This window comes from Fictibacillus nanhaiensis (genome assembly GCF_019801215.1).
Lineage (GTDB): Bacteria > Bacillota > Bacilli > Bacillales > Fictibacillaceae > Fictibacillus > Fictibacillus nanhaiensis_C.
On record NZ_JAHVJO010000001.1, the window covers coordinates 1127241 to 1152236 of the forward strand.

At 40.2% G+C, this 24996-nt stretch carries 24 protein-coding genes and 1 other annotated feature; all 24 genes read right to left on the minus strand.

Annotated elements, in window-relative coordinates; genetic code table 11:
• Window positions 1–17 precede the first annotated feature (17 nt).
• Entirely contained in the window at window positions 18–656 is a 639-nt protein-coding gene (gene pyrE, locus KUV80_RS05810) for an orotate phosphoribosyltransferase (protein ID WP_222461709.1), read from the minus strand.
• Window positions 625–1359: an orotidine-5'-phosphate decarboxylase gene (pyrF, locus tag KUV80_RS05815; RefSeq protein ID WP_222461710.1), complete on the minus strand. Its 735-nt coding sequence runs from the start codon at window positions 1357–1359 to the stop codon at window positions 625–627. Before pyrF ends, pyrE begins: the two co-directional genes overlap by 32 nt.
• Window positions 1332–2270: a dihydroorotate dehydrogenase gene (locus tag KUV80_RS05820; RefSeq protein WP_222461711.1), complete on the minus strand. Its 939-nt coding sequence runs from the start codon at window positions 2268–2270 to the stop codon at window positions 1332–1334. The genes pyrF and KUV80_RS05820 overlap by 28 nt, the downstream gene beginning before the upstream one ends.
• The gene (locus KUV80_RS05825) at window positions 2267–3037 is read right to left on the minus strand and encodes a dihydroorotate dehydrogenase electron transfer subunit (RefSeq protein ID WP_222461712.1); all 771 of its coding nucleotides are present in this window, start codon (window positions 3035–3037) and stop codon (window positions 2267–2269) included. The genes KUV80_RS05820 and KUV80_RS05825 overlap by 4 nt, the downstream gene beginning before the upstream one ends.
• Window positions 3034–6240, minus strand: coding sequence for a carbamoyl-phosphate synthase large subunit (gene carB, locus KUV80_RS05830; protein WP_222461713.1), 3207 nt, complete (start codon window positions 6238–6240; stop codon window positions 3034–3036). Before carB ends, KUV80_RS05825 begins: the two co-directional genes overlap by 4 nt.
• Window positions 6233–7330 (minus strand): carbamoyl phosphate synthase small subunit, encoded by a 1098-nt coding sequence (locus KUV80_RS05835; protein ID WP_222461714.1) that lies wholly within the window; start codon window positions 7328–7330, stop codon window positions 6233–6235. The genes carB and KUV80_RS05835 overlap by 8 nt, the downstream gene beginning before the upstream one ends.
• The gene (locus KUV80_RS05840; protein ID WP_222461715.1) at window positions 7327–8619 is read right to left on the minus strand and encodes a dihydroorotase; all 1293 of its coding nucleotides are present in this window, start codon (window positions 8617–8619) and stop codon (window positions 7327–7329) included. The genes KUV80_RS05835 and KUV80_RS05840 overlap by 4 nt, the downstream gene beginning before the upstream one ends.
• Window positions 8594–9514: an aspartate carbamoyltransferase catalytic subunit gene (locus KUV80_RS05845; RefSeq protein ID WP_222461716.1), complete on the minus strand. Its 921-nt coding sequence runs from the start codon at window positions 9512–9514 to the stop codon at window positions 8594–8596. The genes KUV80_RS05840 and KUV80_RS05845 overlap by 26 nt, the downstream gene beginning before the upstream one ends.
• A gap of 127 nt (window positions 9515–9641) precedes the next feature.
• Entirely contained in the window at window positions 9642–10961 is a 1320-nt protein-coding gene (locus tag KUV80_RS05850; RefSeq protein WP_222461717.1) for a solute carrier family 23 protein, read from the minus strand.
• A gap of 156 nt (window positions 10962–11117) precedes the next feature.
• The gene (gene pyrR / locus KUV80_RS05855; protein WP_222461718.1) at window positions 11118–11660 is read right to left on the minus strand and encodes a bifunctional pyr operon transcriptional regulator/uracil phosphoribosyltransferase PyrR; all 543 of its coding nucleotides are present in this window, start codon (window positions 11658–11660) and stop codon (window positions 11118–11120) included.
• A 190-nt stretch (window positions 11661–11850) separates the two neighbouring features.
• Window positions 11851–12765, minus strand: a complete 915-nt coding sequence (locus KUV80_RS05860; RefSeq protein WP_222461719.1) for an RluA family pseudouridine synthase — start codon at window positions 12763–12765, stop codon at window positions 11851–11853.
• On the minus strand, window positions 12758–13222 hold the full coding sequence (gene lspA / locus KUV80_RS05865) for a signal peptidase II (RefSeq protein ID WP_222461720.1): 465 nt from the start codon (window positions 13220–13222) through the stop codon (window positions 12758–12760). Before lspA ends, KUV80_RS05860 begins: the two co-directional genes overlap by 8 nt.
• A 145-nt stretch (window positions 13223–13367) precedes the next feature.
• Window positions 13368–16130 carry an isoleucine--tRNA ligase gene (gene ileS, locus KUV80_RS05870; RefSeq protein WP_222461721.1) on the minus strand — a complete coding sequence of 921 codons (2763 nt, stop codon included), beginning with the start codon at window positions 16128–16130 and terminating at the stop codon, window positions 13368–13370.
• A 102-nt stretch (window positions 16131–16232) separates the two neighbouring features.
• Window positions 16233–16464, minus strand: a binding site (T-box leader).
• Between the two features lie 40 nt (window positions 16465–16504).
• Window positions 16505–17014 carry a DivIVA domain-containing protein gene (locus KUV80_RS05875; RefSeq protein WP_222461722.1) on the minus strand — a complete coding sequence of 170 codons (510 nt, stop codon included), beginning with the start codon at window positions 17012–17014 and terminating at the stop codon, window positions 16505–16507.
• A gap of 76 nt (window positions 17015–17090) precedes the next feature.
• A complete protein-coding gene (locus KUV80_RS05880; protein ID WP_222461723.1) occupies window positions 17091–17864 on the minus strand; it encodes an RNA-binding protein in 774 nt (257 codons plus the stop codon).
• A 15-nt stretch (window positions 17865–17879) separates the two neighbouring features.
• Window positions 17880–18152: a YggT family protein gene (locus KUV80_RS05885; RefSeq protein ID WP_222462267.1), complete on the minus strand. Its 273-nt coding sequence runs from the start codon at window positions 18150–18152 to the stop codon at window positions 17880–17882.
• 25 nt (window positions 18153–18177) lie between these two features.
• On the minus strand, window positions 18178–18600 hold the full coding sequence (locus KUV80_RS05890) for a cell division protein SepF (RefSeq protein ID WP_222461724.1): 423 nt from the start codon (window positions 18598–18600) through the stop codon (window positions 18178–18180).
• A 12-nt stretch (window positions 18601–18612) separates the two neighbouring features.
• Window positions 18613–19293, minus strand: coding sequence for a YggS family pyridoxal phosphate-dependent enzyme (locus tag KUV80_RS05895; protein WP_222461725.1), 681 nt, complete (start codon window positions 19291–19293; stop codon window positions 18613–18615).
• Window positions 19294–19300: 7 nt separating this feature from the next.
• Window positions 19301–20122 (minus strand): peptidoglycan editing factor PgeF, encoded by an 822-nt coding sequence (gene pgeF / locus KUV80_RS05900; protein WP_222461726.1) that lies wholly within the window; start codon window positions 20120–20122, stop codon window positions 19301–19303.
• 73 nt (window positions 20123–20195) lie between these two features.
• A complete protein-coding gene (locus KUV80_RS05905) occupies window positions 20196–20480 on the minus strand; it encodes a YlmC/YmxH family sporulation protein (RefSeq protein ID WP_222461727.1) in 285 nt (94 codons plus the stop codon).
• Window positions 20481–20570: 90 nt separating this feature from the next.
• Complete coding sequence (gene sigG, locus KUV80_RS05910; protein WP_222461728.1) at window positions 20571–21353, minus strand: RNA polymerase sporulation sigma factor SigG; 783 nt, start codon at window positions 21351–21353, stop codon at window positions 20571–20573.
• A 122-nt stretch (window positions 21354–21475) separates the two neighbouring features.
• Window positions 21476–22198: an RNA polymerase sporulation sigma factor SigE gene (gene sigE, locus KUV80_RS05915; RefSeq protein ID WP_222461729.1), complete on the minus strand. Its 723-nt coding sequence runs from the start codon at window positions 22196–22198 to the stop codon at window positions 21476–21478.
• A gap of 29 nt (window positions 22199–22227) precedes the next feature.
• On the minus strand, window positions 22228–23139 hold the full coding sequence (gene spoIIGA / locus KUV80_RS05920; RefSeq protein ID WP_222461730.1) for a sigma-E processing peptidase SpoIIGA: 912 nt from the start codon (window positions 23137–23139) through the stop codon (window positions 22228–22230).
• 666 nt (window positions 23140–23805) lie between these two features.
• A complete protein-coding gene (gene ftsZ, locus KUV80_RS05925; RefSeq protein ID WP_222461731.1) occupies window positions 23806–24996 on the minus strand; it encodes a cell division protein FtsZ in 1191 nt (396 codons plus the stop codon).

The window sequence follows — 24996 nt, forward strand, 5'->3', positions numbered from 1 at the left end:
CTTCTCCTTAAACGTGTCTATTTGGAAGCAGAGACAGTCTCCCAATGTTCAGGATCTTTTTGCCAAGTTTTCAGCAATGACAATCCCGTTTCACTAATCGCTCCGTATTCTTGAGCTTCCTTTATTAATGTACTAAAATTTGTAACGGTTTGAAAGGAAATGTCTTCTTGTCCTAGTGCTTCATCTGCTTTTTTAAGTCCATAGCTAAAGATCGCTACAACGCCTAATACTTCAATTCCTGCCTCACGCAAGGCGATACATGATTGTATGGAACTTTTTCCAGTAGAGATTAAATCCTCTACAACAACCGCTTTCTTGCTTCTTTCTGTTAAGCCTTCGATCTGCTTCGCTTTACCGTGACCTTTCGCACTCGATCTGACATAGCACATGGGTAAACCCATTTGGTCAGCAACAAAAGCGGCATGGGGAATTCCTGCTGTCGCAGTACCCGCAATTAGGTCAGCTTCAGGATAGTGAATATGAATTAAAGAAGCGAGTTCTTCTGCAACTTGTTTGCGAATTTCAGGATAGGCAATAATAAGCCGGTTATCACAATAGATGGGTGATTTAAGTCCAGACGACCATGTATAGGGATTTTCAGGAGATAAAGTAACGGCCTCAATATTAAGCAAATGTTTGGCGATTGTTGTATGCATAAGCGTCTCTCCATTCTTTTACAATTGTTTCGTACATGTCTACAGGTTGCTCTGACTTCGTAATACTTCTTCCGATTACCATATAATCCACTCCTGCTTCAGCCGCTGCCTTCGGTGTTGCCGTACGAGCCTGGTCATGGATGTCACTCCCAGAAGGACGTATTCCAGGCGTTATAGATAAAAACGAACTTCCGCATGCTTCTTTAATTCCTTTTGTTTCTTGGGCAGAACAAACCACTCCATCAAGTCCACAGTTCTTCGCCAACATTGCGTAATGTGTAGCACACTCTTTTACAGTGGTGTGTTGAATGAGAAGTTCGTCATAGAGCATTCTTTCATTCGTGCTCGTTAGCTGAGTAACTGCTATTAATTTTGTATGACTAGAACCAGAGGAAATGAGACCTTCTTTTGCAGCCTTCATCATGGAGGTACCTCCTGCTGCATGTACATTAACCATATCAATTGAAAGTGAGCCAAGGACTTTCATCGCTTTATTGACGGTTGTAGGAATGTCATGAAGCTTCAAATCTAGAAAAACTTGAAAATTCCTTTCTTTCAGCCAATAAATAAATGGAGCACCTTCTGCATAAAACAATTCCATCCCCACCTTTACATAGGGAGCATGACCTTCGAATGCAGATAAAAATTTTTTGGCTTTTTTTCCATTCTCAAAGTCTAGCGCGATGATAACGGGGTTTTCCATTCTTTCGTGCTCCTTCCAATCAATTCACTAATGTGTTCCATGCCAATCTGGTCTAAAAGTTCTGGAAGTTTCTCAATGATTTCTGGACAGACGTAAGGATTCACAAAATTTGCAGTCCCGACTGCTACCGCTGAAGCTCCTGCTGACATCATTTCTAGAACATCTTCTGCTGTTGCAACTCCACCCATTCCGATGATAGGGATAGAAACACGCTTACTCACTTCATAGATCATACGGATTGCAACTGGTTTTATCGCTGGTCCCGATAAACCACCTGTCTTATTTGCTAAGATCGGCAGACCAGTTCTCCAGTCCAGCTTCATGCCAACTAGTGTATTGATCATAGATAAACCATCAGCACCTGCATCTTCTACGGCTATTGCCATCTCTACAATATCTGAAACATTTGGAGAAAGTTTTACGTAAACAGGCTTTTCGGATACCTCTTTCACTTTTCGAGTTAAATCAGCTGCTGACTGGTAATGCGTACCAAACTGAATTCCGCCTTCTTTGACGTTCGGGCATGAGATGTTCAGTTCTACAGCTGAAACTAGAGGATGAGCAGAAATTTGTTTCGTTACTTCGATATACTCTTCTTCTGTCGATCCCGCAATATTGGCTAGAATCGGTATATGATATGGTTCTAAATGAGGTATTTCGTTTTCCAAGATTTTGGTTACACCAGGATTTTGGAGCCCGATTGCATTTAACATGCCACTTTCCGTTTCAGCCACCCGAGGAGTAGGATTTCCAAAGCGTCCTTCAAGGGTAGCTGCTTTAATCGTAATTCCTCCTAAAACACTTAAGTCATACCATTTTGCGTATTCTTTTCCAAACCCGAAACAACCTGAAGCAGGAAGAATGGGGTTCTTCATGTTTAGTCCTGGCAAAGAAACATGTAAACGACTCATAATACAACCTCCCCCATTTTGAATACGGGTCCGTCACTGCAAATCTTTACATAACCTGACTCTTTTGATTCTGTCGGACACACACATGCAAAACAAGCTCCAATTCCACAACCCATTCGTTCCTCTAATGAAAGATAACCATCAAGTCCAGCTGCTTTTTGTTCGACTGCTTTTAACATCACTGCGGGGCCAACAGAGTAAATCATTGATTCAGTACACATGAAAGGTTCCATTGCATCCGTTACAAAACCTTTTGTCCCAAGTGTCCCATCTACTGTTGTTACAGCTGTTTCACCAAGTTCCGAAAACTTTTCCACATAAAAACTGTCTTTTCTGGAATGAAAACCAATGACGAACGTGACATTTACCCCTTGATCTTTCAATTGTTTACCAAGGTAATACAGTGGGGGAACACCGATGCCGCCTCCAACTAATAGAGCATTCTTTTTCTTGGGAGTGGTCTCTACCGAAAAGCCATTACCAAGCGGTCCTAGTATATCAAGTCGTTCCCCGTTTTGTTTTTGACTAAGCTGTATCGTTCCGTCACCATGTGCTCTGTAAAGTAAGGTTACTTCTTCTTTTTCAAAATCTACATCACAAATGGAAATCGGCCTTCTTAATAGCTTTGAAGAGTGTTTTCCAATTGAAACGTGGAGGAATTTTCCTGGTGTGGTCATTCCTTTCACACCAGGGCCATTTAGTTTCATCTCATAAATCCGATGAGCGATTTCATCATTTGATGTAATCGTTAACTCGTGCTTTCTCATACAAACACCTTTTCATTTTGGGTAAAGGAAGAAAGTGCGTGAGCCGAAAACGAAATGGACTCAAGAACTTCCAACAGTGCAACTGACGTATCCAGGTTTGTGAGACATACGACTCCGCCTTCTGCACATTCTCTTCGAATTCGGAAACCGTCTCTTGCAGGTATTTTTCCTTTTGTCAGTGTGTTAACAACAAACTGTACTTCACCTTTTCTGATGACGTCTAGTAAATTTCTTCCCTTACTGCCGATCTTCCCGACGACATCAACTGGAATGCCTTCTTTTTCAATAATGTGAGCTGTCCCTTCTGTAGCCATGATCGTATAACCAATTTCATAGAAACGTTTTACCATTTCAAGGGCTTCTGATTTATCTTTATCTGCTACTGTAAAGAGTACAGTTCCATACGAAGGGATCTTCATTCCTGAAGCGATCAGTCCTTTATATAGTGCTTTTTGGAGATTTTTATCCCGCCCCATTACTTCTCCTGTAGATTTCATCTCAGGTCCAAGGTACGTATCTACTCTGCGCAGCTTTGCAAATGAGAAAACTGGAACTTTAACCGAAACTTCTTCTGCTTCTTTTTGATAGCCTGTTTGATAGCCTTGTGTTTGTAAGCTTTCACCGAGTATAACCTTCGTAGCGACATTCGCCATTGGAACTCCTGTTATTTTGCTTAAAAACGGAACCGTTCGACTTGAACGCGGGTTGACTTCTAGAACATATACTTCCTCTTTGTGCCAGACAAACTGGATATTCAACAATCCAATAATCTTTAACCCTTTAGCGATCGATATGGTACGATCAATGATTTTTTGTTTAATTGTTTCAGGTAATGTCTGTGGAGGATATACAGCGATAGAATCTCCTGAATGGACGCCGGCGCGTTCAATATGTTCCATCATCCCAGGGATAAAAACATCGTTTCCGTCTGATATGGCATCCACTTCGATTTCTTTTCCTTCAAGGTACCGGTCAACCAATACAGGGTGATCAGGATTAACTCTTGCAGCATTTTCCATGTACTGAAGCAGTTCGCTTTCCTGATAAACGATCTCCATCGCTCTTCCGCCAAGTACGTAAGATGGTCTAACTAAGACTGGGTAGCCTATGGATGACGCTATCTTAACAGCGTCAGTGACTGAAAAGGCCGTTTTACCTGCAGGCTGCGGGATTTCAAGCTGTTCCATCACTCTTTCAAAGCGTTCTCGATCTTCAGCAAGATCCATGCTGTCAAGTGAAGTACCTAAAATCTTGATCCCTCTTCTTTCAAGTTCCTCAGATAAGTTAATAGCCGTTTGGCCGCCAAATTGGACGATTACGCCTTCTGGATTTTCGTGCTCAATTACATGCATAACATCTTCCACGGTTAACGGCTCGAAATATAGCTTGTCTGACATACTGAAGTCTGTCGATACCGTTTCAGGGTTATTATTGATGATGATGGCTTCATATCCTGCTTCTTGTATCGCCCACACCGTATGGACAGTTGCATAATCAAATTCGATCCCTTGTCCAATTCTGATCGGTCCTGATCCTAACACAACTACGCTCTTTTTGTCTGTGATCACAGACTCGTCTTCTTCCCCGTATGTTCCATAATAATAGGGAGTAGCTGATTCGAATTCAGCAGCACACGTATCTACCATCTTAAATACCGGCATTACATTTTCGTTCTTTCTCATGTGATAAAGCTCGTATTCATCTATCTCCCAAGCTTTCGCGATCCAGCGGTCACTGAATCCTTTTTCTTTTGCTTTTTGCAGGATTGAAAGATCGTTCTTTCGCTCCTTAACTCGATTCTCTAATAAAATAATGCCGTGCAGCTTCTCTAAAAAGAATGGATCGATCTTCGTCCATTCGTGAATTTCCTCTACTGTGATGCCCATTCTAAGTGCTTCAGCAATAAAAAATAATCGCTCGTCATCGGCACGGAGAATGTTTTCTTCTACCTGGGATTTTGTTTGTTGCTTCTCTTTTGTCTCAAGATGATAGGCAGAGATTTCGAGTGAACGTACGGCTTTTAAAAGAGATTCTTCAAAGTTCCGTCCGATCGCCATAACCTCCCCTGTAGCTTTCATCTGTGTTCCTAGCTTACGATTTGCTCCTTCAAACTTATCAAAAGGCCATCTTGGTATTTTTGTTACGATATAATCGAGTGCAGGTTCAAAACAAGCATACGTCGTTCCTGTCACTGGATTTTTGACCTCATCAAGTGTATACCCGACTGCAATTTTGGCTGCAAGCTTTGCGATAGGATACCCTGTTGCTTTTGAAGCGAGTGCAGATGAGCGACTCACTCGAGGATTTACCTCGATGATATAGTATTGTGAACTTTTTGGATCAAGAGCTAACTGTACATTACAGCCACCTTCAATTTCAAGAGCTCTAATAATCTTCAGTGACGCGTTTCTAAGCAACTGATAATCGCGGTCTGTTAGCGTCTGGCTCGGTGCAACAACAATTGAATCACCTGTATGGATGCCGACAGGATCAATATTTTCCATGTTACAGACAACGATTGCTGTATCATTTTTATCACGCATCACTTCATACTCTATCTCTTTAAAACCTGCAATGCTTTTCTCGATCAGTACTTGACCGACTGGGCTTGCTTGTAGCCCGGCTGGTGTAATCTCTAAGAACTCTTCTTCATTGTGAACGATTCCGCCACCTGTTCCGCCTAAAGTAAAGGCTGGGCGAATGATCACTGGATATCCGTTGTGTTCTACAAACGCTTTCGCTTCATCCATGTTCCGAACAATAGCACTTTCGGGTACTGGTTCATTTAGATCGTTCATTAGATTTCTAAATAAATCGCGATCTTCAGCCTGCTGAATGGAATGTAGTTTTGTTCCTAACAATTCTACATTGTATTCTTTTAGAATTCCTGAATCAGATAATTCTACAGCAAGGTTCAACCCGGTTTGTCCGCCTAACGTCGCGAGCAATCCATCTGGACGCTCTTGGCGGATAATTCTTGACACAAATTCAAGGGTTAACGGTTCGATGTATACCTTATCTGCCATATTTGGATCTGTCATGATTGTGGCTGGGTTTGAATTTACTAGAACTACCTCATACCCTTCTTCTTTTAGAGCCTGACAAGCCTGCGTCCCTGCATAATCGAATTCAGCTGCTTGTCCGATCACGATAGGGCCTGATCCAATCACTAAAATCTTTCGAATGTCATGTCGTTTAGGCATAATGCATCAAACCTTCTTTCTTCGTTGTTTTTATCAAACTCATGAACTCATCAAAAATCACATTTGAGTCGTGCGGTCCTGGTGAAGCTTCTGGATGATACTGAATGGAAAACGCTGGTTTAACTTTATGTTTTAACCCTTCAACCGTTCCATCATTGACTGCTTGATGGGTAAGTTCAAGGTCAGAATGTGCTAACGAATGTTCTGTAACAGAGTAACCGTGATTTTGGGAGGTGAGAGCGATTTTTCCCGTAGAAAGATCTTTTACCGGATGATTTGAACCTCTATGACCAAACTTCAGTTTTTCTGTATCCGCACCGCAAGCTAGTGCAAGCAGCTGGTGACCAAGACAAATCCCTAAAATCGGAATGTTATGAGATAAAAGTTCTTGGATCATCTTTATGCCTGGCTGCACCTCTTTTGGATCTCCAGGTCCATTACTCAGCAGTACACCATCAGGCTGCAATCTGATAATATCAGCTGCAGACGTGTTAAAAGGAACAACAATCACGTCACAAAGTCTTCTTGATAATTCACGAAGCATCCCGCTCTTTACACCAAAATCTACTACTACAACACGATATCCGCTGTTTGGCAGATGGTAAGGAGTTTTCGTAGATACTTTCATAACTTGATTTACAATTAACGGGGATGCGTTTAACTCGTTGATTATTTCTGGAGCATTATCAATCGTGTTGGACAGCTTCCCCTTCAAAGTTCCATGCTCACGTATCTTTCTTGTTAACTTGCGTGTATCAATTCCATAAAGGCCAGGAATATCTTTTGCTGTAAGCCAGCTGCTTAATGATTGCATTCCTTCATGGTGGCTTGGAAACTCAGCATGTTCGTTAACAATAATTCCACTTGTTGCAGGGCGAATGGATTCGTAGTCTGAACGGTTAATTCCGTAATTTCCAATTAACGGATATGTGAACACGATAATTTGATCACAATAAGATGGGTCTGTAAGTACCTCTTGATACCCAGTCATACTTGTTGTGAAAACTACTTCTCCGCTAGACTCTCGCTGTGACCCAAATGCAAGACCGTTAAAAATTGTCCCATCTTCTAAAATTAAATAACGTTTCATACTAAGCTCTCCTCCTTGTGGTAAACTAGCTTTCCATCAAATATAGTAGCAACTGGCCATCCTGTGCATTCCCTGCCGTCAAAAGGTGTGTTCTTTCCTTTAGATACAAACGTTTTAGCATTTATTGTTTCTCTAGCATCTAAGTCGACTACCGTAAGATCAGCGGGTGCTCCTGTGTTTAGCCTCCCGAAAGGCAGGTTGAAACAATCTGCAGGTTTTTTCGTCAGCATATCTACTAACTGTTGCAATGTAAGTCTCTTTTCTTTTAAAACCAGCTCTGTGTACAAAAGCGGAAAAGCAGTTTCAAGCCCTACGATTCCAAATGGAGCTATTTCAACATCCTGCTTTTTTTCGTCTTCACTATGCGGAGCGTGATCTGTCGCAATAAAATCAAGTGTGCCCTCTATTAATCCAAGAAGTAATGCTTCCCGATCCTCTTTGCTTCTTAAAGGTGGGTTCATTTTGTAATGCGTATCATTACTCTTAATGTCTTCATCACTTAAGATTAAGTGATGAGGTGTTACTTCTGCTGTCACTTTGATGCCTGCTCGTTTCGCGTCTCTGATTACCCGTACGGACTCTTTCGTACTCACATGGCAAACATGATATCTTGCATTAGCAGCTTCGGCGAGTAGAACATCACGAGCGATATGAACACTTTCACTTACAGATGGTATTCCTGGCAGGTTTTCTTTTTGTGCAAACTGCCCTTCATGAAAAGCTCCTCCTCTTGGCAACAAGGAGTTATCTTCACAGTGAGCGACGATGACTGCATTTTGCTTATTTGCTTCTTTCATTGCCTGCAGCATCATTCCAGCCGACTGCACCCCTACTCCATCATCTGTAAATGCGAAGGCTCCCTTGTTTAATAAGGCGTTAAAATCTGTTAGCTCGGTTCCGATCTGCCTGATCGTAATGGATGCATAAGGAAGCACTCTACAGTTTGCCGTCTCTTCTATCCTCTTTTGCACCATTTCCATCGTTTCTATCGTATCTGGTACGGGTCGTGTATTTGGCATAGCTGCAAGAGTGGTATATCCCCCTTTTATAGCAGCTTTTGTTCCTGTAGCAATCGTTTCTTTATGTTCTCCGCCAGGCTCTCTTAAATGAACATGCAAATCTACAAAGCCTGGAGTAACGAGCTTTCCCTCTGCCTCAAAAACATCATGCTGTTCTTTTGGGATGTTGTTTTCAATTTGTTTAATACGATTACCTTCTAACAAAATATCTGTACGTATCAAGTTGTTGTTTCCGTCTAAAATATTAGCGTTTTTTAAGAGAAATCCCATCATTAACCGCCTCCTGAGTTGTTGTTAATGTCCATTTCAATACAGCCATCCTGATCCACACTCCATTTTGTACTTGTTTAAATATTCTCGAGCGCTGAGATTCTACTAGTTCATCTGCGATCTCTACTCCCCGGTTTACAGGAGCAGGATGCATAATAATGCTGTGAGCTTTCATTCTTTTTTCACGTTCAACTGTTAAACCATAGAGCTGATGATATTCTTCTTTGGATAATAGCATGCCGCCATTATGCCGTTCATGTTGAATGCGGAGCATCATTAAGACGTCTGCAGTCTCAACGGCTTCATCCATCGGGATAAAATCGTCTTTCCACTCATCAACAAACCACTCTTTTGGTCCAGAGAATAATACGTTTGCCCCCATTTTACGCAGTACTTCCGCATTAGATCTTGCAACTCGGCTGTGAAGGATATCTCCTACGATAACGACTGTTAAACCTTGCAGAACGATAAATTCTTGTTGTATCGTTAATAAATCTAAGAGAGATTGTGTCGGATGGTTTCCGCATCCATCACCTGCATTGATAATTGGGATGTTTATTTTTTCAGCTAAGCCTTCGAAGTAACGATCTTGGGGATGACGTATCACAAAGGCAGATACTCCTATTTCCTCTAATGTTCTTAATGTGTCATATAACGTTTCCCCTTTTTGAACACTCGAACCTCCTACTTCCACATTTAGCGGCTTAAGTCCCAGTTTGTGTTCTGCTGCTTCAAAACTAAATTTTGTCCGTGTACTTGGCTCAAAAAATAAATTCGCGACCATTTTATCCTGAAGAAATCGGTCTTGTTTTCCATTTTTAAAATCTTCAGCTTCATTTAATAGGGATTGAACATCACTGATTGATAGTTCACTCATTGATAACAGATGTTTCATTCTCGACACTCCTTTTGTAAAAAAATAGCACCCTGAAAAAAGTTTCAGGGTGCCCTTAACAGAAACAAATATAGTTCCTGTTAGTTGTTCACCCTTTTAAGTCTCTCGTACTTATTTAAAAGGTGGATTATGCAGCTGTATCGTTATCATTTGTTTTAAACATTTTGGTGATTAGATCATTATCATTTTCCCTGCCTGGCAGCACAAGGTTTAAGATAATCCCGATTATCGTAGCAAGTGCCATGCCTGCTATTTCAAAGTTCGCGTTTATCTTCAATGCTGCACCGCCAATTCCGGTGACAAGAATAACAGAAGAGATGATCAGGTTTCGTTTGTTGCCAAAATCAACATTGTTGTCCACAAGCATCCTTAATCCAGATGAAGCGATAATTCCAAACAGCAGGATCGAAACTCCGCCCATCACGGCAGTCGGTATCGTGCTGATTAATGCAGTTACCTTGCCTGAAAAACCGAACAGGATGGCGGTTACTGCTGCGCCTCCGATAACAAATACGGAATAAACTCGTGTGATGGCTAGCACCCCAATGTTTTCGCCGTACGTTGTAACCGGCGGTCCTCCGATCATTGAACCGATCATAACTCCTAATCCGTCTCCTAAAATAGAGCGGTGAAGACCTGGTTTCTCAATAAAGTTACGTCCTACTACTTTCGACAACACAAGCTGATGTCCGATATGTTCAGAGATGGTTACTACTGCGACCGGCATCATGATCGCTGCGATCGTCCATGAAAAGTCAGGTGTGTATGTGACAAATGGGACTATAAAATCTGGAGCTTCGATCCACTTTGCCTCAGCTACCTTTGAAAAATCAACAATTCCTTTGTAAAAAGCGAAGCAAAATCCAGCTATGATTCCGATTAAGATCGGGATAATTCCTAATATACCTCTAAAGAAGATGGAGAACACGATGGTTACTCCTAGTGTGAAGAGTGCAACTGTGAAATGAGTAAGGCTGTAAGTGTCTGTTCCTGGCAAATTCATCGCCATGCCAACCGCAACATTTGCCAGACCTAGTCCGATTACAATAATTACAGGCCCCACTACAACTGGCGGCAATATGCGCATAAGCCATTTAAAACCAAATCCTTTGATTAAGAGGGCAATGACCCCATATACGAGTCCAGCTAAAAAGCTACCAATCATCGCTGCTTCTGGCCCGCCAAAAGCTTTTACAGTCAAAATAGGTGTAATGAATGCGAAGCTGGATCCTAGATAAGCAGGTATCTGGCCTCTCGTAACTAAAAGGTAAGCTAATGTAGCAAGCCCGCTTGAAATAAGTGCAACACCTGGGTGAAGTCCTACTAAGAAAGGCACTAATACTGTTGCACCAAACATGGCGAATAAGTGCTGAAGGCTTAAAGTAAACCATTGTGTTACAGGTGGTTTTTCATTTACATCTAAAATGGCTTTTCTGTTGTTTTCCATATGTTTTACCTCCTATTTTTGAAAGACTAAACGATAAAAACCTCTCTTGCGTAGCAAGAGAGGCTGCTGGAGGTATACGTACACACTAATTCCTTTAGCTGCACGACTTTTCATTACCTCCCTTGCCAGCCTCTCTGGACTGATTTTAAAGGGAATTTATTTGTTTGTTGAGATAGCAACTTCATCAAGTCCATCTACTTCGATTAATGAAGCAGATATGATTTCTTCACTCGATGTTGGAACATTTTTACCAACATAATCGGCTCTTATTGGAAGTTCTCTATGCCCTCTGTCAATTAAGACGGCAAGCTGAATATTTGATGCTCGTCCAAGGTCCATGATTGCGTCCATGGCTGCTCTTACCGTTCTTCCCGTATAAAGTACATCATCAACGAGGATAATTTTTTTGTCGGACACTTCTACCGGAATATCTGTTCCTTTTAGCTGTGGTTCTTGGTCATCTGTCTTAATCTTTAGGTCATCTCTGTAAAGTGTAATATCAATAACACCTACTGAAACTGCGTTACCTTCGATCTGTTCGATTCGTTCAGCAAGCCGTTTAGCCAAAAATTCACCGCGGGTTTTTATGCCAGCTAATACGATGCTCTTTACGCCTTTATTCCGTTCGATAATTTCGTGAGCGATTCGCGTAAGCGCTCTTCGTATGGCTTGATCATCCATTATTACTGTCTTTGACATAACGTTCCCTCCTTTTTAAAGCACTGCCTTTAACCGTTTTTCTCACAAAAAAATCCTCCCGTCACGCATGACGAGAGGATAGAGAATCCCAATAAAGAATCTCTTAAATGACGTTTCCTTCTCAGCCTCACGGGACTAAAGTTAAAGGACTATTAAGTTACATTGATTATGACAAAGTGGTATTCTTTTGTCAACTTCTTTTCTCTAATAAATCAAGAAGCTCTGTCATTTCAGCAGGAATGCCTCTTTCAAATTCCATGTATTCACCCGTTCTCGGATGATTAAACCCAAGAGTTTGAGCATGAAGGGCTTGTCCTTCAATCGGAAGTGTTTTAGACGGACCATACTTAGGGTCTCCCGCTAACGGAAAACCAATATATTTCATATGAACACGAATTTGATGAGTTCTTCCCGTTTCAAGCTGACATTCCACATATGTGAAGTTAGTGAAACGTTTGATTACATTAAAATGTGTCACAGCATCGCGGCTGTTATCATCCGTCACAGTCATCTTTTGACGATCGCTCTTATCTCTTCCGATCGGTGCATCAATCGTTCCTTGATCATGCGGCATAACGCCATGAACAATAGCTTTATACACTCTTGTCGTTGTTTTTTCTTTGAGCTGGTTAACAAGAGATTCATGAGCCAAATCATTTTTGGCAACCATCAGTAAGCCTGAAGTATCTTTATCTATTCGGTGTACGATGCCAGGGCGCAAGACTCCGTTAATACCAGAAAGATCTTTGCAATGAGCCATCAGACCGTTAACGAGTGTGCCGTCAAAATGACCAGGAGCAGGATGAACAACCATCCCTCTTGGTTTATTGACAACAAGAACATCTTCGTCTTCATAAACAATATCAAGATTCATTTCCTGAGGTACAACGTCTAGTTCTTGTGGTTCAGGGATTACAATCTCTACAACATCACCAGTCACACATTTATAATTGGACTTTACTGGTTTGTCATTTAACAAAACAATATCTTCTTTTATCCAGTTTTGTATCTGTGATCGTGACCAATCATTCTGCACATCAGACAAAACTTTATCAATACGGTTGCCTTCCTGCTCACTGGTTACCGTATACTCAAATTTATTCATTCTCTGTCTCCTTCTGTTTGCTTTCCATAAAGCTCTGTATAAAAATCAATCCCACACCAACTACTAATGCACTGTCTGCAATATTAAAAATCGGGAAATCATAGCTTCCAATATACGTATCCAAAAAGTCGACAACTTCTCCACGTAAAAGGCGATCAATAAAGTTCCCTAGCGCTCCACCTAGAACAAGTGCCAATGCAAATTTCAGCAATTTGTCAGTAGCATGTTTTTGCAAATAGTAGACAACTGCCCCAACAACAACAATCGTTATTAGAATAAAAAAGTAACGTTGATCTTGCAGTATACCGAAAGCCGCTCCTCTGTTTCGGTGAGAGGTTATGTAAAAAACTTGATCAATTACAGGGATAGATTGCCCTAGATCCATTTTTTTTACAATCATCCATTTTGTTACTTGGTCAACGGCGAATACTAGCAAGGCCACAAGATAATAAAACAATAGAACTCCTCCGATTCAGAAATGATGTCTTTATGAATTGTAGCACAGCAATCGGAACTTCTACAATTTAATTTACCCAATGTTAATATAATTTGTGTGTGGATAACAATAAGAAAAATCCCGCCAAAGCGGGATTTCCTCGTGGTTATGCGTAATGCTTTTCTACGATTTCTGCACAGCTTGCACAAAGTGTTGGGTGATCAGCGTTAGACCCAACATCTTCAGAAACGACCCAGCAGCGTTCACATGTTTCCCCTTCAGCAGAGGTAACTGTTACAGCTATGTGATCATATTGACCTGCATGTTCTGGAGCATCAGACTTAACTCCGCCAACATTAGCTTTAGAAACGATAAATAATTTATTAAGATCTTCCACCGTTTCAAGCCAAGGTTTTAGGGATTCTGTTGGATATAACGTGATTGATGCAGTGAGTGATTTACCAATTGTTTTTTGGCTTCTTGCTTCTTCCAGTGCTTTTAACACTTCATCACGGACATCCATAAATACATCCCAGTCTTTTTCAAGCTGTTCTGTACTAGAATAGTTTTTAACTTCAGGCATTGTTGTTAATTGTACACTTGCTTCCTCAACACCAGGGATGTATTCCCATACTTCATCAGCAGTGTGAGAAAGAACAGGGGCAGAAAGCTTCGTTAATGCCATAAGGGTTTCATAAAGTACCGTTTGGATGCTTCTTCGTTTATGATCATCTTCTGCTTGGATGTAAAGCGTATCTTTTGCCATATCCAAATAGAAAGAACTTAATTCAATCGTACAGAAGTTATGAATCGTGTTATAGACCGTAATAAACTGATATTCTTCATATGCTTTTTTTACTTTAGCGACAACCTTATCAAGCTTTACCATCATATATCTTTCAAGATCAGGCATATCTTCAAAAGCTACAGCATGCTGTTTTGGATCAAAACCATGAAGGTTCCCTAACAAGAAACGAAGTGTGTTTCTGATCTTACGGTAAACTTCTGCTACTTGTTTCAGAATATCATCTGATACACGAACGTCTGATTGATAATCTACAGATGAAACCCATAGACGAATAATATCAGCTCCAAGCTGCTTCATCACCTTGATTGGATCAAGTGTGTTACCGATAGATTTACTCATCTTTCTGCCTTCACCATCTAGAACGAATCCATGACTTAGAACCGCTTTATATGGCGCTTTTCCTGTGATGGCAACAGAAGTTGAGAGAGAAGAGTTAAACCAGCCGCGATACTGATCAGATCCTTCAAGATAGAGATCTGCAGGACGAACTAAATTTTCTCTTTCTTCAAGTACACCCCAATGAGAAGTACCTGAATCAAACCATACATCCATGATATCCGTTTCTTTTGAAAAACGGCCATTAGGACTGTGAGGAGATGTAAATCCGTCAGGAAGCAAATCTTTCGCTTCTCTTTCGAACCACACGTTTGAACCGTGTTCTCTAAACAGTTCAACCACGTGAGCAATCGTTTCTTCTGTAAGGATGGCTTCCCCGTCTTCTCCATAAAAGACAGGGATCGGAACACCCCATGCGCGCTGACGTGAAATACACCAATCTTCGCGGTCTTTAATCATGTTATGAAGGCGAGTTTCACCCCAAGTCGGAACCCAGTTCACTTCTTCGATCGCACGAAGCATATCTTCACGGATTCCTTTAATTGATGCAAACCACTGTGCGGTTGCACGGAAGATTACTGGTTTTTTCGTTCTCCAGTCATGCGGATAAGAGTGTGTGATGAATGAAAGCTTTAGAAGGGCACCTTTTTCTTGCAGCTGTTCGGTGATCGGCTTATTCGCTTCATCGTAGAACAACCCTTCAAATCCAGGAGCTTCTTTCGTCATTACACCTCTATCATCTACAGGGCATAACACATCAAGACCGTAACGCTTACCTACTAAGAAGTCATCTTCCCCATGTCCAGGCGCTGTATGAACACAGCCTGTTCCAGCATCAGTTGTAACATGGTCACCAAGCATAACTAGGGAGTCACGATCATATAACGGATGACTTGCTAATACATTTTCAATCTCAGCACCTTTGAAACGTTTAACAACTTCAGCTTGTTCCCATTCAAATTCTTTTGTTAAAGATTCCAATAGTGCTTCTGCAACAACGTACTTCCCGTTTTCCGTTTGTACGGAAACATAATCTAATTCAGGATGAACAGAGATTCCTAAATTTGCAGGGATCGTCCATGGAGTAGTTGTCCAAATTACGAGTTTTTCATCAGCGTCAAGGACACCTTTTCCATCTTTCACTTCAAAGGCTACATAAATAGAAGCCGAACGTTTATCTTGATATTCGATCTCTGCTTCTGCAAGAGCTGACTCTGAAGAAGGCGACCAGTAAACCGGCTTTAATCCTTTATAAATAAGATCCCTTTTCGCCATCTCTCCAAATACTTCAATCTGTCTTGCTTCGTACCCTTTATCCAATGTGATATATGGATTTTCCCAATCACCACGAACACCTAATCGTTTGAACTGTTCACGCTGATGATCGACTTGTTTTAAAGCATATTCTTCACAAAGCTTACGAAATTCAGCAACCGTTAATTCTTTACGTTTTACTTTTCCACTCTTTGTCAAAGCGGTTTCGATTGGTAGTCCGTGCGTATCCCAACCAGGAACGTATGGTGCATAATGGCCAGTCATCGATTTGAAACGAACGATGATATCTTTTAAGATCTTGTTTTCTGCGTGTCCGATATGGATGTCACCATTCGCATATGGAGGACCATCATGTAAAATAAAAGGCGGCAGACCTTTTGTGTTTTCCAATACCATCTCATAAATATTTAATTCATTCCACTTGTCTTGAACAACAGGCTCACGCTGTGGAAGGTTACCACGCATCGGGAACTCTGTTTTTGGCATTAATAATGTGTCTTTATAATTCATGACCATTTCCTCCTTAAATTCAATCAAACCGTTACAGATGTCTTTAGGGTCCACAAAAATCGAAAGTGGAAACAAAAAAACCTTCCCGTCCACTACTTCGAAAGTAGGGACGAGAAGGTTTACCCGCGGTACCACCCTAATAGGTTCTGAAATCATCGATTTAAAACCCGCTTAGCCATCCGTAGCGTGGATGAAGCGCCTAGACTTACTACAATGGTTCAGTCCAGGAACTCAGGGGTGATTTTCAAATACTACTCTATACTAGGCTTACACCACTTCCTAGTTCGCTTAAATAGAGATACACGCATTCTACTGTCCCCGTCTTCGTCACATATTTAATCTTACAAAAGTATATGCGATTTTTAAAACGAATGTCAAGCTTCCGTCTTAACTCCTTGCAGTTCATAACCTTCTAGATTTTCAGGAGCGTTCAATGAATCCCAATCATCATTTTTCAACATTTCTAATTGTGCTTCAATCAACATTCTAAACCGAGTTCGGTATACAGATGATTGCTTTTTTAGTTCATCTATTTCCATTGAAATCTTTCTGGACTTTGATAACGATTCATTGATGATTCTGTCCGCGTTCTTCTCAGCTTCCTTCACGATTAATCGTGCTTCTTTATTAGCTGTACGCTTCACTTCTTCCCCAGTTTCTTGGGCAATCAGAATGGACTTATTCAATGTCTCTTCAATATTTTTAAAATAAGATATCTTTTCTTCGAGTTTGGAAACGGTTTCCTCTAAGTCTTTCTTTTCACGGATTACCGCTTCGTAATCTTTAATGACTTGATCTAAAAAGTCATTAACTTCATCTTCACTATACCCTCTGAAACCTCTTGTAAATTCCTTGTTATGAATATCCAACGGCGTTAAAGGCAAAACAGCCACCTCCATAGATGCATTCTTTTTATCCTAATTTCGACAAAATTTCTGTCATTCCTTCTCTTACTGGAAATTATTTTAATAATCCGTAACGGATCCGCCACTTTTCTTTCTTAGTTGTACCTTCGATGGCGATCAGTTTACTTCTTCCAAATCCTCTTAATGAAAGTTCATCGCCTTCCATTACTTCTACAGATACTTGATCGGTTAATTTATGATTTAATTTTACACGGCCTTGTTGAACTAAAGGTGATACTTTGGACCGAGAAAGACTATAGATTTCTGCAATGATAACATCAAGGCGTAATGAAGAAACAGTCCCCATTTTTTCATTATAATCTGTCTTAATTTGCTTGAGCTGATTCTCTTCGATGGTTTTTAGCTTCACACCCGATTTGCCGATTTTCGTTAAATTCATTTCCATAAACCCAGAAATCTCACTTGCGCAAATAAATTGAACGTTATCCCCAGCTACAAGGATATCGCCATACTTGCTTCTTTTAACCCCAATGTTCATAAGTGCACCTAAAACATCGCGATGTTCAATTGTCGTGAATTTAGAGGGGTACTCAATTTCATAATAAATGAGCTGAAAATCGTCTTGTTCGGCTTCGTAGTATTCGGGATATAACAGTGCTCTTTGTCGCTCAGAAAAAGAAGAGCCTCCCCAAAAAGAGAGGCGTACTCCTGAATCGTTTCCTACAATAGATTTCATAATCTCTTGTTCACGCGGATCGAGAAAATCTGTCAGCTTTGGACGATATCGCTCAACAACTTCTGTTTTCCAGCTGGACACTCGATCTACAAATTCATGTTCTTCTGGTCTGAAATGCTGATAGATACTCATTTCTTTTACCTCTGTCTATAGAGAGCGTGCAATCATATCGGCAACAGCTCTTACTCCATATTGAGCAAAGTGAAGAGACATTAGTGCAACGATTGGAGACAGATCAATCATACCAAGAGGCGGAATAATCTTTCGAAATGGAGAAAGATAGGGTTCCACAAGTCTTGCAATCACTTGTCCGATAGAAGATTCTCTTGCATTAGGAAACCAAGATAAAAGTATGTAACCGATTATCATATAATAGTAAAGTTGGATTAGAGTTAGCACTACGTCTGTAATTGTTTCAATGATCAATAAATTTCACCATCCTGAATTAATCTTCGTCCATCATCTCTGAAATCGTTCCAGAAACATCAACATTTTCTGGCGTACACAAAAACGTATTTGGTCCCAGCTTTTGTATGTCACCGCCTATAGCATATACAGTACCTGACAAAAAGTCTACAATTCGCTTTGCCTGGTCGTGAGGAATTCTCTGCAGATTCATCACAACCGCTCTTCTGTTCTTTAATTGGTCAGCAATATCTTGAGCTTCTGCATAAACACGAGGCTCAACCAGAACGACTTTAACCTGCTGCTGGATGCTTTGCAGACTTACAACATTTGGTTTCCCTTTTTTTGTATGAGATGGCGTAATTTCCTCTTCTTCAACAAAAGACTCTTCTTCATTCTCATATTCATAATCATAGTCATCCTCAAGATCAAAGAAACGCTTGAACTTTGTTTTGATTCCCATTTATTCCACCTCCTAAAATTCTTTACCTACTAAATCTGTTCCAATACGGATAAAGGTTGCTCCTTCTTCAACAGCTATAACATAATCGTTTGACATTCCCATAGATAGTTCCTGACAAGGAGCATGCGGAAGTTCTTTCTTTTGAATGTCCATTTGCAATTGTTTTAACGTTGAAAAAACGTTTCGGACTACCTCTTTATTTTCTGTAAAAGGTGCCATTGTCATAAGTCCTACTACTTTAATTCGATCGTACTCTTTTAGTTTATCGACAAAGGTAAGCACTTCTTTTACAGCTAGTCCGTGTTTCGAGTCTTCTTCGGCAACATTTACTTGAATAAAACACGAAATGGTCTGATCGGCTCTTTTTTGGATTTCTTTTGCTAAACTTAATCGATCTAGGGAATGAATATAATCCACATGATTAATGATCTCTTTCACTTTTCTTGTTTGTAATGTACCGATAAAGTGCCATTTAACAGACATTTCGGAAAGAAAATCTTTCTTTTCCAGCAATCCCTCTATCCTATTTTCGCCTATGTGGCCGACACCTGCTGAAACAGCTTCTTTTGTTGTTTCGTTACTCACATATTTCGTTACTGCAACGATGTTAACGTCCTTTGGAGATCTCTTCGTTTTTAGACAAGCAACCTCAATATTTTGTTGAATGATATTTCGATTTTCAAGGATACTCAAACTATCATTAAACTCCCTTCCTACCAATAAAACTCATCATCCTGCCCGTTTTGCCAACTTCTTTTCGATGTGAGAAAAAGACATCATTTTCACAGCTCGTGCATTGATTAGATATCGTGATATTTTCAGGAAGTATCCCTGATTGTATGAATAATATCTCATTAAATCTTTGTAAGTTTAATTGATATCTCCCTGCTTCGTTTTCCATAAAAACAGTCGGCTCTGCAGTATTACCCAAAGCTGCTTTAACCTCTTTTATCACGGTATCATCCACTTCATAACAGCAAGAGGCAATCGAAGGGCCAATCGCTATTTTTATTTCCTCTTCATTCACACTTTCCTTTTCACACCAAATCTGAATCATCTTTGGTCCAATCTTGCCTACTGATCCTCGCCATCCCGCATGGGCTAAACCAATGAGCTCATGCTTTGGAGAATAAAAATAAAGCGGAACACAATCAGCATAAAGAGAGGTTAATAAAACATCTGCTTCTTTTGTGTAGATCCCATCTGCATCAGGTATAGCTGTTTCAAAATCTAATGAACCTTGTCCGCGGTCTTCTTTTCTTATTTGCACGATGTCCGTACCATGAACCTGTTTTGTACCTACCCAATATTGAACCGGAAATTTAATTTCTTCAGCAAAAGATTTCCGGTTTTTTTGAACAGCAACAGGATCGTCATTTACATGAAAACCCATATTTAAGGAAAGAAACGGCATTGGACTATACCCTTCATCACGTGTAGTAAAACCAGCTACAATTCGAGGATTTTCTTCTTGCCAGCTATGTAAGGCAATATGCTTTCCAGTTTGTATAAAATTCTTCATATGTAAGCAATCCTCCTGGAAAGTTTTATCTTTATTTTACCACATTTTTAGAAAAGAAAGAAAAAAAGAACCGTTATTTCAACTGATCAAACGGCTCTTTTACATATTCATTTATTTCACTTGTTTCCATATGCCTGACAAGTATAACATCTTTTCCGATCTTGACAATGTTTCGCCAAGGGATAATAATATCATTCTCTCTTGCAAAAAATCCAAGCATCTTTCCTGCACCAGGGATGATGATTGCGTCAATCTTGCCCGTGTTTAAGTTAATTTCTAAATCTGCTATATGGCCAAGTTTTTTTCCGTTCGCAACGTTAACCACATCTTTGACTTGAAAGTCAGATATCTTATTCATCTAACAACCCCGCCTTTCTTTTTCCATTATATGAGTGAACAGGCTATTTCATGTTTACGAACGAAAAAAAACCCGCAAAATTTGCGGGTTTCAACTGCTTTGAATGTTTTTATTCATCTGAGAGATTGCCGCTTTTTCAAGTCTTGACACTTGGGCTTGGGAGATACCGATTTCATCTGCTACTTCCATTTGCGTTTTTCCTTGGAAGAACCTCATCGTTAGTATCATCTTTTCTCTTTCATTTAAGCGGCGCATGCCCTCTTTTAAAGCGATTTCCTCAATCCACTGCATGTCTTTCGCTTTGTCATCACTGATTTGATCCATTACGAATATGGGATCTCCACCATCATTATAGATGGGTTCAAATAGTGAAACAGGGTCTTGAATGGCATCTAACGCAAAAACTACTTCTTCTTTTGGAACATCAAGCGCTTCTGCAATTTGTTGTGCCGTTGGTTCGCGAGACAATTTATTCATGAGCTGGTCACGAACCTGCAACGCTTTATAAGCAATATCTCTAAGACTTCTGGAAACACGTATCGGATTGTTGTCTCGCAAGTAACGGCGAATTTCTCCGATAATCATGGGTACTGCATAGGTCGAAAATTTAACATTCTGACCTAGATCAAAGTTGTCTATCGACTTCATTAAACCGATACAGCCTACTTGAAATAGATCATCAACATGCTCTCCGCGGTTGTTGAATCGTTGGATAACACTTAGAACCAGTCTAAGGTTGCCATTCACCAGTGTTTCACGGGCATCTGGGTCACCCTTGTGCATTTTATCAAATAAAATACGCATCTCTGGATTTTTTAAAACAGGAAGCTTTGATGTGTCAACTCCGCAAATCTCAACTTTATTTCTTGTCAAGTCTTTTCCCTCCTGCCGGGAGCTAATTTCAAATTAAGTATCACCGAACGGAGGGAAATTTATGCAATTGTCATTTTCAAATCATACGTATTACAGATTCAAATCCTATACAGGCTAATGCTCTAAACCATTTTATTAAATTCTTTTTGAAGTCGTTTTATGATTCTCTTTTCCAGTCTTGAAATATACGATTGAGAGATCCCGAGCATATCGGCAACATCCTTTTGTGTTTTCTCTTCACCACCAGATAAACCAAACCTCAGTTCCATTATTTGTTTTTCACGGTCGTTAAGTGTGAACAAGGCTTTCAATAATAGTTTTCTATCTACGTTTGCTTCGATTCTTCTTGTAATAATGTCATCGTCTGTGCCAAGAACATCTGATAATAAAAGCTCATTGCCATCCCAATCGACATTTAACGGTTCATCAAATGATACTTCTGAGCGTGTCTTATTATTGCGGCGTAAATACATTAAGATCTCGTTCTCAATACAGCGTGAAGCATACGTAGCGAGTTTGATCTTCTTTTCAGGATTAAATGTATTCACTGCTTTTATTAATCCTATCGTTCCAATGCTGATTAAATCTTCAATGTTGATACCCGTGTTTTCAAACTTTCTAGCGATATAAACAACAAGACGAAGGTTCCGTTCGATTAAAAGTGATTTAGCTGCCTGATCTCCAGATGGAAGTTTTTCGAGTAGAAGTGCTTCTTCTTCTTTGCTTAACGGAGGTGGCAACGCTTCATTACCGCCAATGTAATAAATTTCATCCGATTTCAAACCCAGCTTAAACAATAGCTTATACCAGTACATCGTTAGCTTAAGACGCCATTTGTTAAACATGTTTACTCCCCTTCCATATCTTCTCCTGTTTAAGACGCTTGTACATGTTGAAGAATCATCTTAGGGTGCACAATCGCATCAAATTGTCCTTCGCTTGATAATGAGGTCCAGCTTAAACCAACTAAACTCTTTGGTGCTTGTGTTGTGATGCCATCTTTCTCAATCTCAATGCAGTCTGGCTTCATGCATGCCAAAAACTGTTGATGTCCTACGGAACGGTAAGGTACGATACGTAATCGGTTGATTAACGGATCCTCTTGATCATCTGTACCCATCGTCAGTACATCTCTCGCCGCTGATTGAATTACTTCTGGAAACTGAGCTCCGTGAATGTTCATATCTAAAATCATAACCGGCATTTTTGAAATAGGATCGGATAATTTATTACCAGTATCAATAAGTCCATTTGCATGAATCATGATTTCTCCTATCGAAATTCTTACGGAGACCAGACTGTTGGAATCCATTTTTTCCACAGTGATGTCATCCACTCTCTTTTTGGAGAAATACCACAAGGCAGGTATACCTGCGACAACAAAAAACCAGCTGACGGGATCACCCATTCCGGAGCTTTTTGTTGAAATGACACCGTTCATAATCGCTACATCGCTTTGCATAAAATAATGAAGTGCAAAAATTCCACCACCGGTCACAAAGGAAACAAAATAGAACATGGCAACATTTTTGACAACAAATCGTATTCGGTTAAAACCAAAGGCTACAAGCATGATCACAATGGAAAACATAAACTTACTTACAGGCTGCGAAAATAGCATGAGATCTGGGAAAATGACTAAGAATACATAGCAAGATGCAAGTAAAGAAGCAAGAAGGATTCTTGTTTTCGATGCATTGCGCTTTAATACATAGGCTGTTAAGGAAATCAATACATAATCAATGCAGAAATTAAGAAACCAAATGACATCCAAATAAAGGGTCATTGGTTTTCTCCTTTCTTAAATTTGAAGTTAGTATACCCTATAGGTTGTTTGAAAGTCTGTCAGTTTATGAGAGAAGTATTGTTCTTATTTTCACTTTTTTTGTCAAAAAAGCTTATATGTTAGATATACGTTTTAGGGACAAGAATATGACAGAATTAAACGCTGTATTTGTAATCCTTGCTGCTTTTGGAAATGGTTAATTTCCGTTTCAGGTGCTCGCTTTCCGCAAGGCAGGCGGTGAGCCACATTCGTACGTTTCACTCTTAAGTGTCTCACCTGCCCACCTGTCCCACAGGAGTCTCCCACCTTACACTCCAATCAACTATTACATGAAGCATTACATAAATCTCTCTGCAGCAACAATCTACTTTTCAATAATCCTTTTAAATATAAAGCCAAAAGAAGTTAAGAAAGGCTGTTTTCTATAAAATTGTAGCTTTTGAATGTTTTAATCTTTTTTATTCTCTACATTTGCATGGTTGATTGGAGTAAGGTTGCCTAGTGGAGGACCGGTCAGGTAGAGACTCATAATAGCGCAAAGCAGCAGGAGGTTCACCGTACGATCCGCGGAAAGCGAGCAATCTAACAAAAGCAACCTTGAATACGAAGAGTAACAAAATAAAAAAAGCATGCTCTCTATCGAGAACATGCTTTTATTTGCTGTATTTATCTTCTTCTGTTACGGCTGCGGTTGCGTAAGAACGTTGGAATATCGAGTGTATCCGAATCAGTGTTTGTATAAGAAGTGTTTCTTGATTCAGACTGGTTATCCTCACGTGATTGTGATTGAGCCTGCCCTTGTGATTGCGGCTGACTTTGATTTGAGTGAGATTGATTAGAAGATGCAGGAGATTGCTGCATTCTAGGTCGCTCTGCTCGCTGCTGATTATTTACAAGCTTTTCAGCCTCATCAAACCCCGTTGCAATTACAGTAACAAGAATTTCATCTTTTAGTTCCTCATTGATTACAGAACCGAAGATCATATTTACTTCAGGATCTGACGCTGATGATACGATGTCTGCAGCTTCATTTACTTCATATAAGCTTAAGTTCGCACCACCTGTAATATTCATCAACACCCCTTTAGCTCCATCAATGGATGTTTCAAGAAGAGGAGATGAAATAGCTTTTTTAGCAGCTTCTGCTGCACGGTTCTCACCTGTACCTACACCGATTCCCATTAATGCAGAACCACGCTCAGTCATAATCGTCTTTACATCTGCAAAGTCCAAGTTAATTAATCCCGGTACAGCAATCAAGTCAGAAATACCTTGTACACCTTGACGCAGAACGTTATCCGCTTCACGGAAAGCTTCAAGCATCGGAGTGTTTTTATCAACGATTTCTAACAAGCGGTCGTTCGGAATAACGATTAGAGTGTCTACTTTTTCTTTTAATACAGAAATTCCGCCAACTGCTTGAGTTGATCGCTTACGTCCTTCAAACGTGAACGGTCTTGTAACTACCCCAACAGTAAGTGCACCTAAGTCTTTTGCGATTTCAGCTACAACTGGTGCTGCACCTGTTCCGGTACCCCCACCCATTCCAGCTGTCACGAAAACCATATCAGCACCGCTAAGGGCTTCTTCAATCTGTTCACGGCTTTCTTCAGCCGCTTTTTTACCGATATCAGGATTCGCACCTGCCCCAAGTCCTCTTGTTAACTTAGTTCCGATTTGCATCTTTACTGGTGCTTTAGAAAGATTTAATGCTTGTGCATCTGTGTTGACACAGATAAACTCCACACCTTGTACTCCATGTTCAATCATACGGTTAACAGCGTTACTTCCGCCGCCGCCAACACCTATCACTTTAATCGTTGCCAATTGATCCATATTCATATCAAACTCTAACAT

Bases quoted from the DNA above. Each gene is read 5' to 3' on its own strand.
- pyrE (WP_222461709.1), bottom strand. From the start codon at position 656: ATGCATACAACAATCGCCAAACATTTGCTTAATATTGAGGCCGTTACT.
- pyrF (WP_222461710.1), bottom strand. From the start codon at position 1,359: ATGGAAAACCCCGTTATCATCGCGCTAGACTTTGAGAATGGAAAAAAA.
- KUV80_RS05820 (WP_222461711.1), bottom strand. From the start codon at position 2,270: ATGAGTCGTTTACATGTTTCTTTGCCAGGACTAAACATGAAGAACCCC.
- KUV80_RS05825 (WP_222461712.1), bottom strand. From the start codon at position 3,037: ATGAGAAAGCACGAGTTAACGATTACATCAAATGATGAAATCGCTCAT.
- carB (WP_222461713.1), bottom strand. From the start codon at position 6,240: ATGCCTAAACGACATGACATTCGAAAGATTTTAGTGATTGGATCAGGC.
- KUV80_RS05835 (WP_222461714.1), bottom strand. From the start codon at position 7,330: ATGAAACGTTATTTAATTTTAGAAGATGGGACAATTTTTAACGGTCTT.
- KUV80_RS05840 (WP_222461715.1), bottom strand. From the start codon at position 8,619: ATGGGATTTCTCTTAAAAAACGCTAATATTTTAGACGGAAACAACAAC.
- KUV80_RS05845 (WP_222461716.1), bottom strand. From the start codon at position 9,514: ATGAAACATCTGTTATCAATGAGTGAACTATCAATCAGTGATGTTCAA.
- KUV80_RS05850 (WP_222461717.1), bottom strand. From the start codon at position 10,961: ATGGAAAACAACAGAAAAGCCATTTTAGATGTAAATGAAAAACCACCT.
- pyrR (WP_222461718.1), bottom strand. From the start codon at position 11,660: ATGTCAAAGACAGTAATAATGGATGATCAAGCCATACGAAGAGCGCTT.
- KUV80_RS05860 (WP_222461719.1), bottom strand. From the start codon at position 12,765: ATGAATAAATTTGAGTATACGGTAACCAGTGAGCAGGAAGGCAACCGT.
- ileS (WP_222461721.1), bottom strand. From the start codon at position 16,130: ATGAATTATAAAGACACATTATTAATGCCAAAAACAGAGTTCCCGATG.
- KUV80_RS05880 (WP_222461723.1), bottom strand. From the start codon at position 17,864: ATGAGTATCTATCAGCATTTCAGACCAGAAGAACATGAATTTGTAGAT.
- KUV80_RS05890 (WP_222461724.1), bottom strand. From the start codon at position 18,600: ATGGGAATCAAAACAAAGTTCAAGCGTTTCTTTGATCTTGAGGATGAC.
- pgeF (WP_222461726.1), bottom strand. From the start codon at position 20,122: ATGAAGAATTTTATACAAACTGGAAAGCATATTGCCTTACATAGCTGG.
- KUV80_RS05905 (WP_222461727.1), bottom strand. From the start codon at position 20,480: ATGAATAAGATATCTGACTTTCAAGTCAAAGATGTGGTTAACGTTGCG.
- sigE (WP_222461729.1), bottom strand. From the start codon at position 22,198: ATGTTTAACAAATGGCGTCTTAAGCTAACGATGTACTGGTATAAGCTA.
- spoIIGA (WP_222461730.1), bottom strand. From the start codon at position 23,139: ATGACCCTTTATTTGGATGTCATTTGGTTTCTTAATTTCTGCATTGAT.
- ftsZ (WP_222461731.1), bottom strand. From the start codon at position 24,996: ATGTTAGAGTTTGATATGAATATGGATCAATTGGCAACGATTAAAGTG.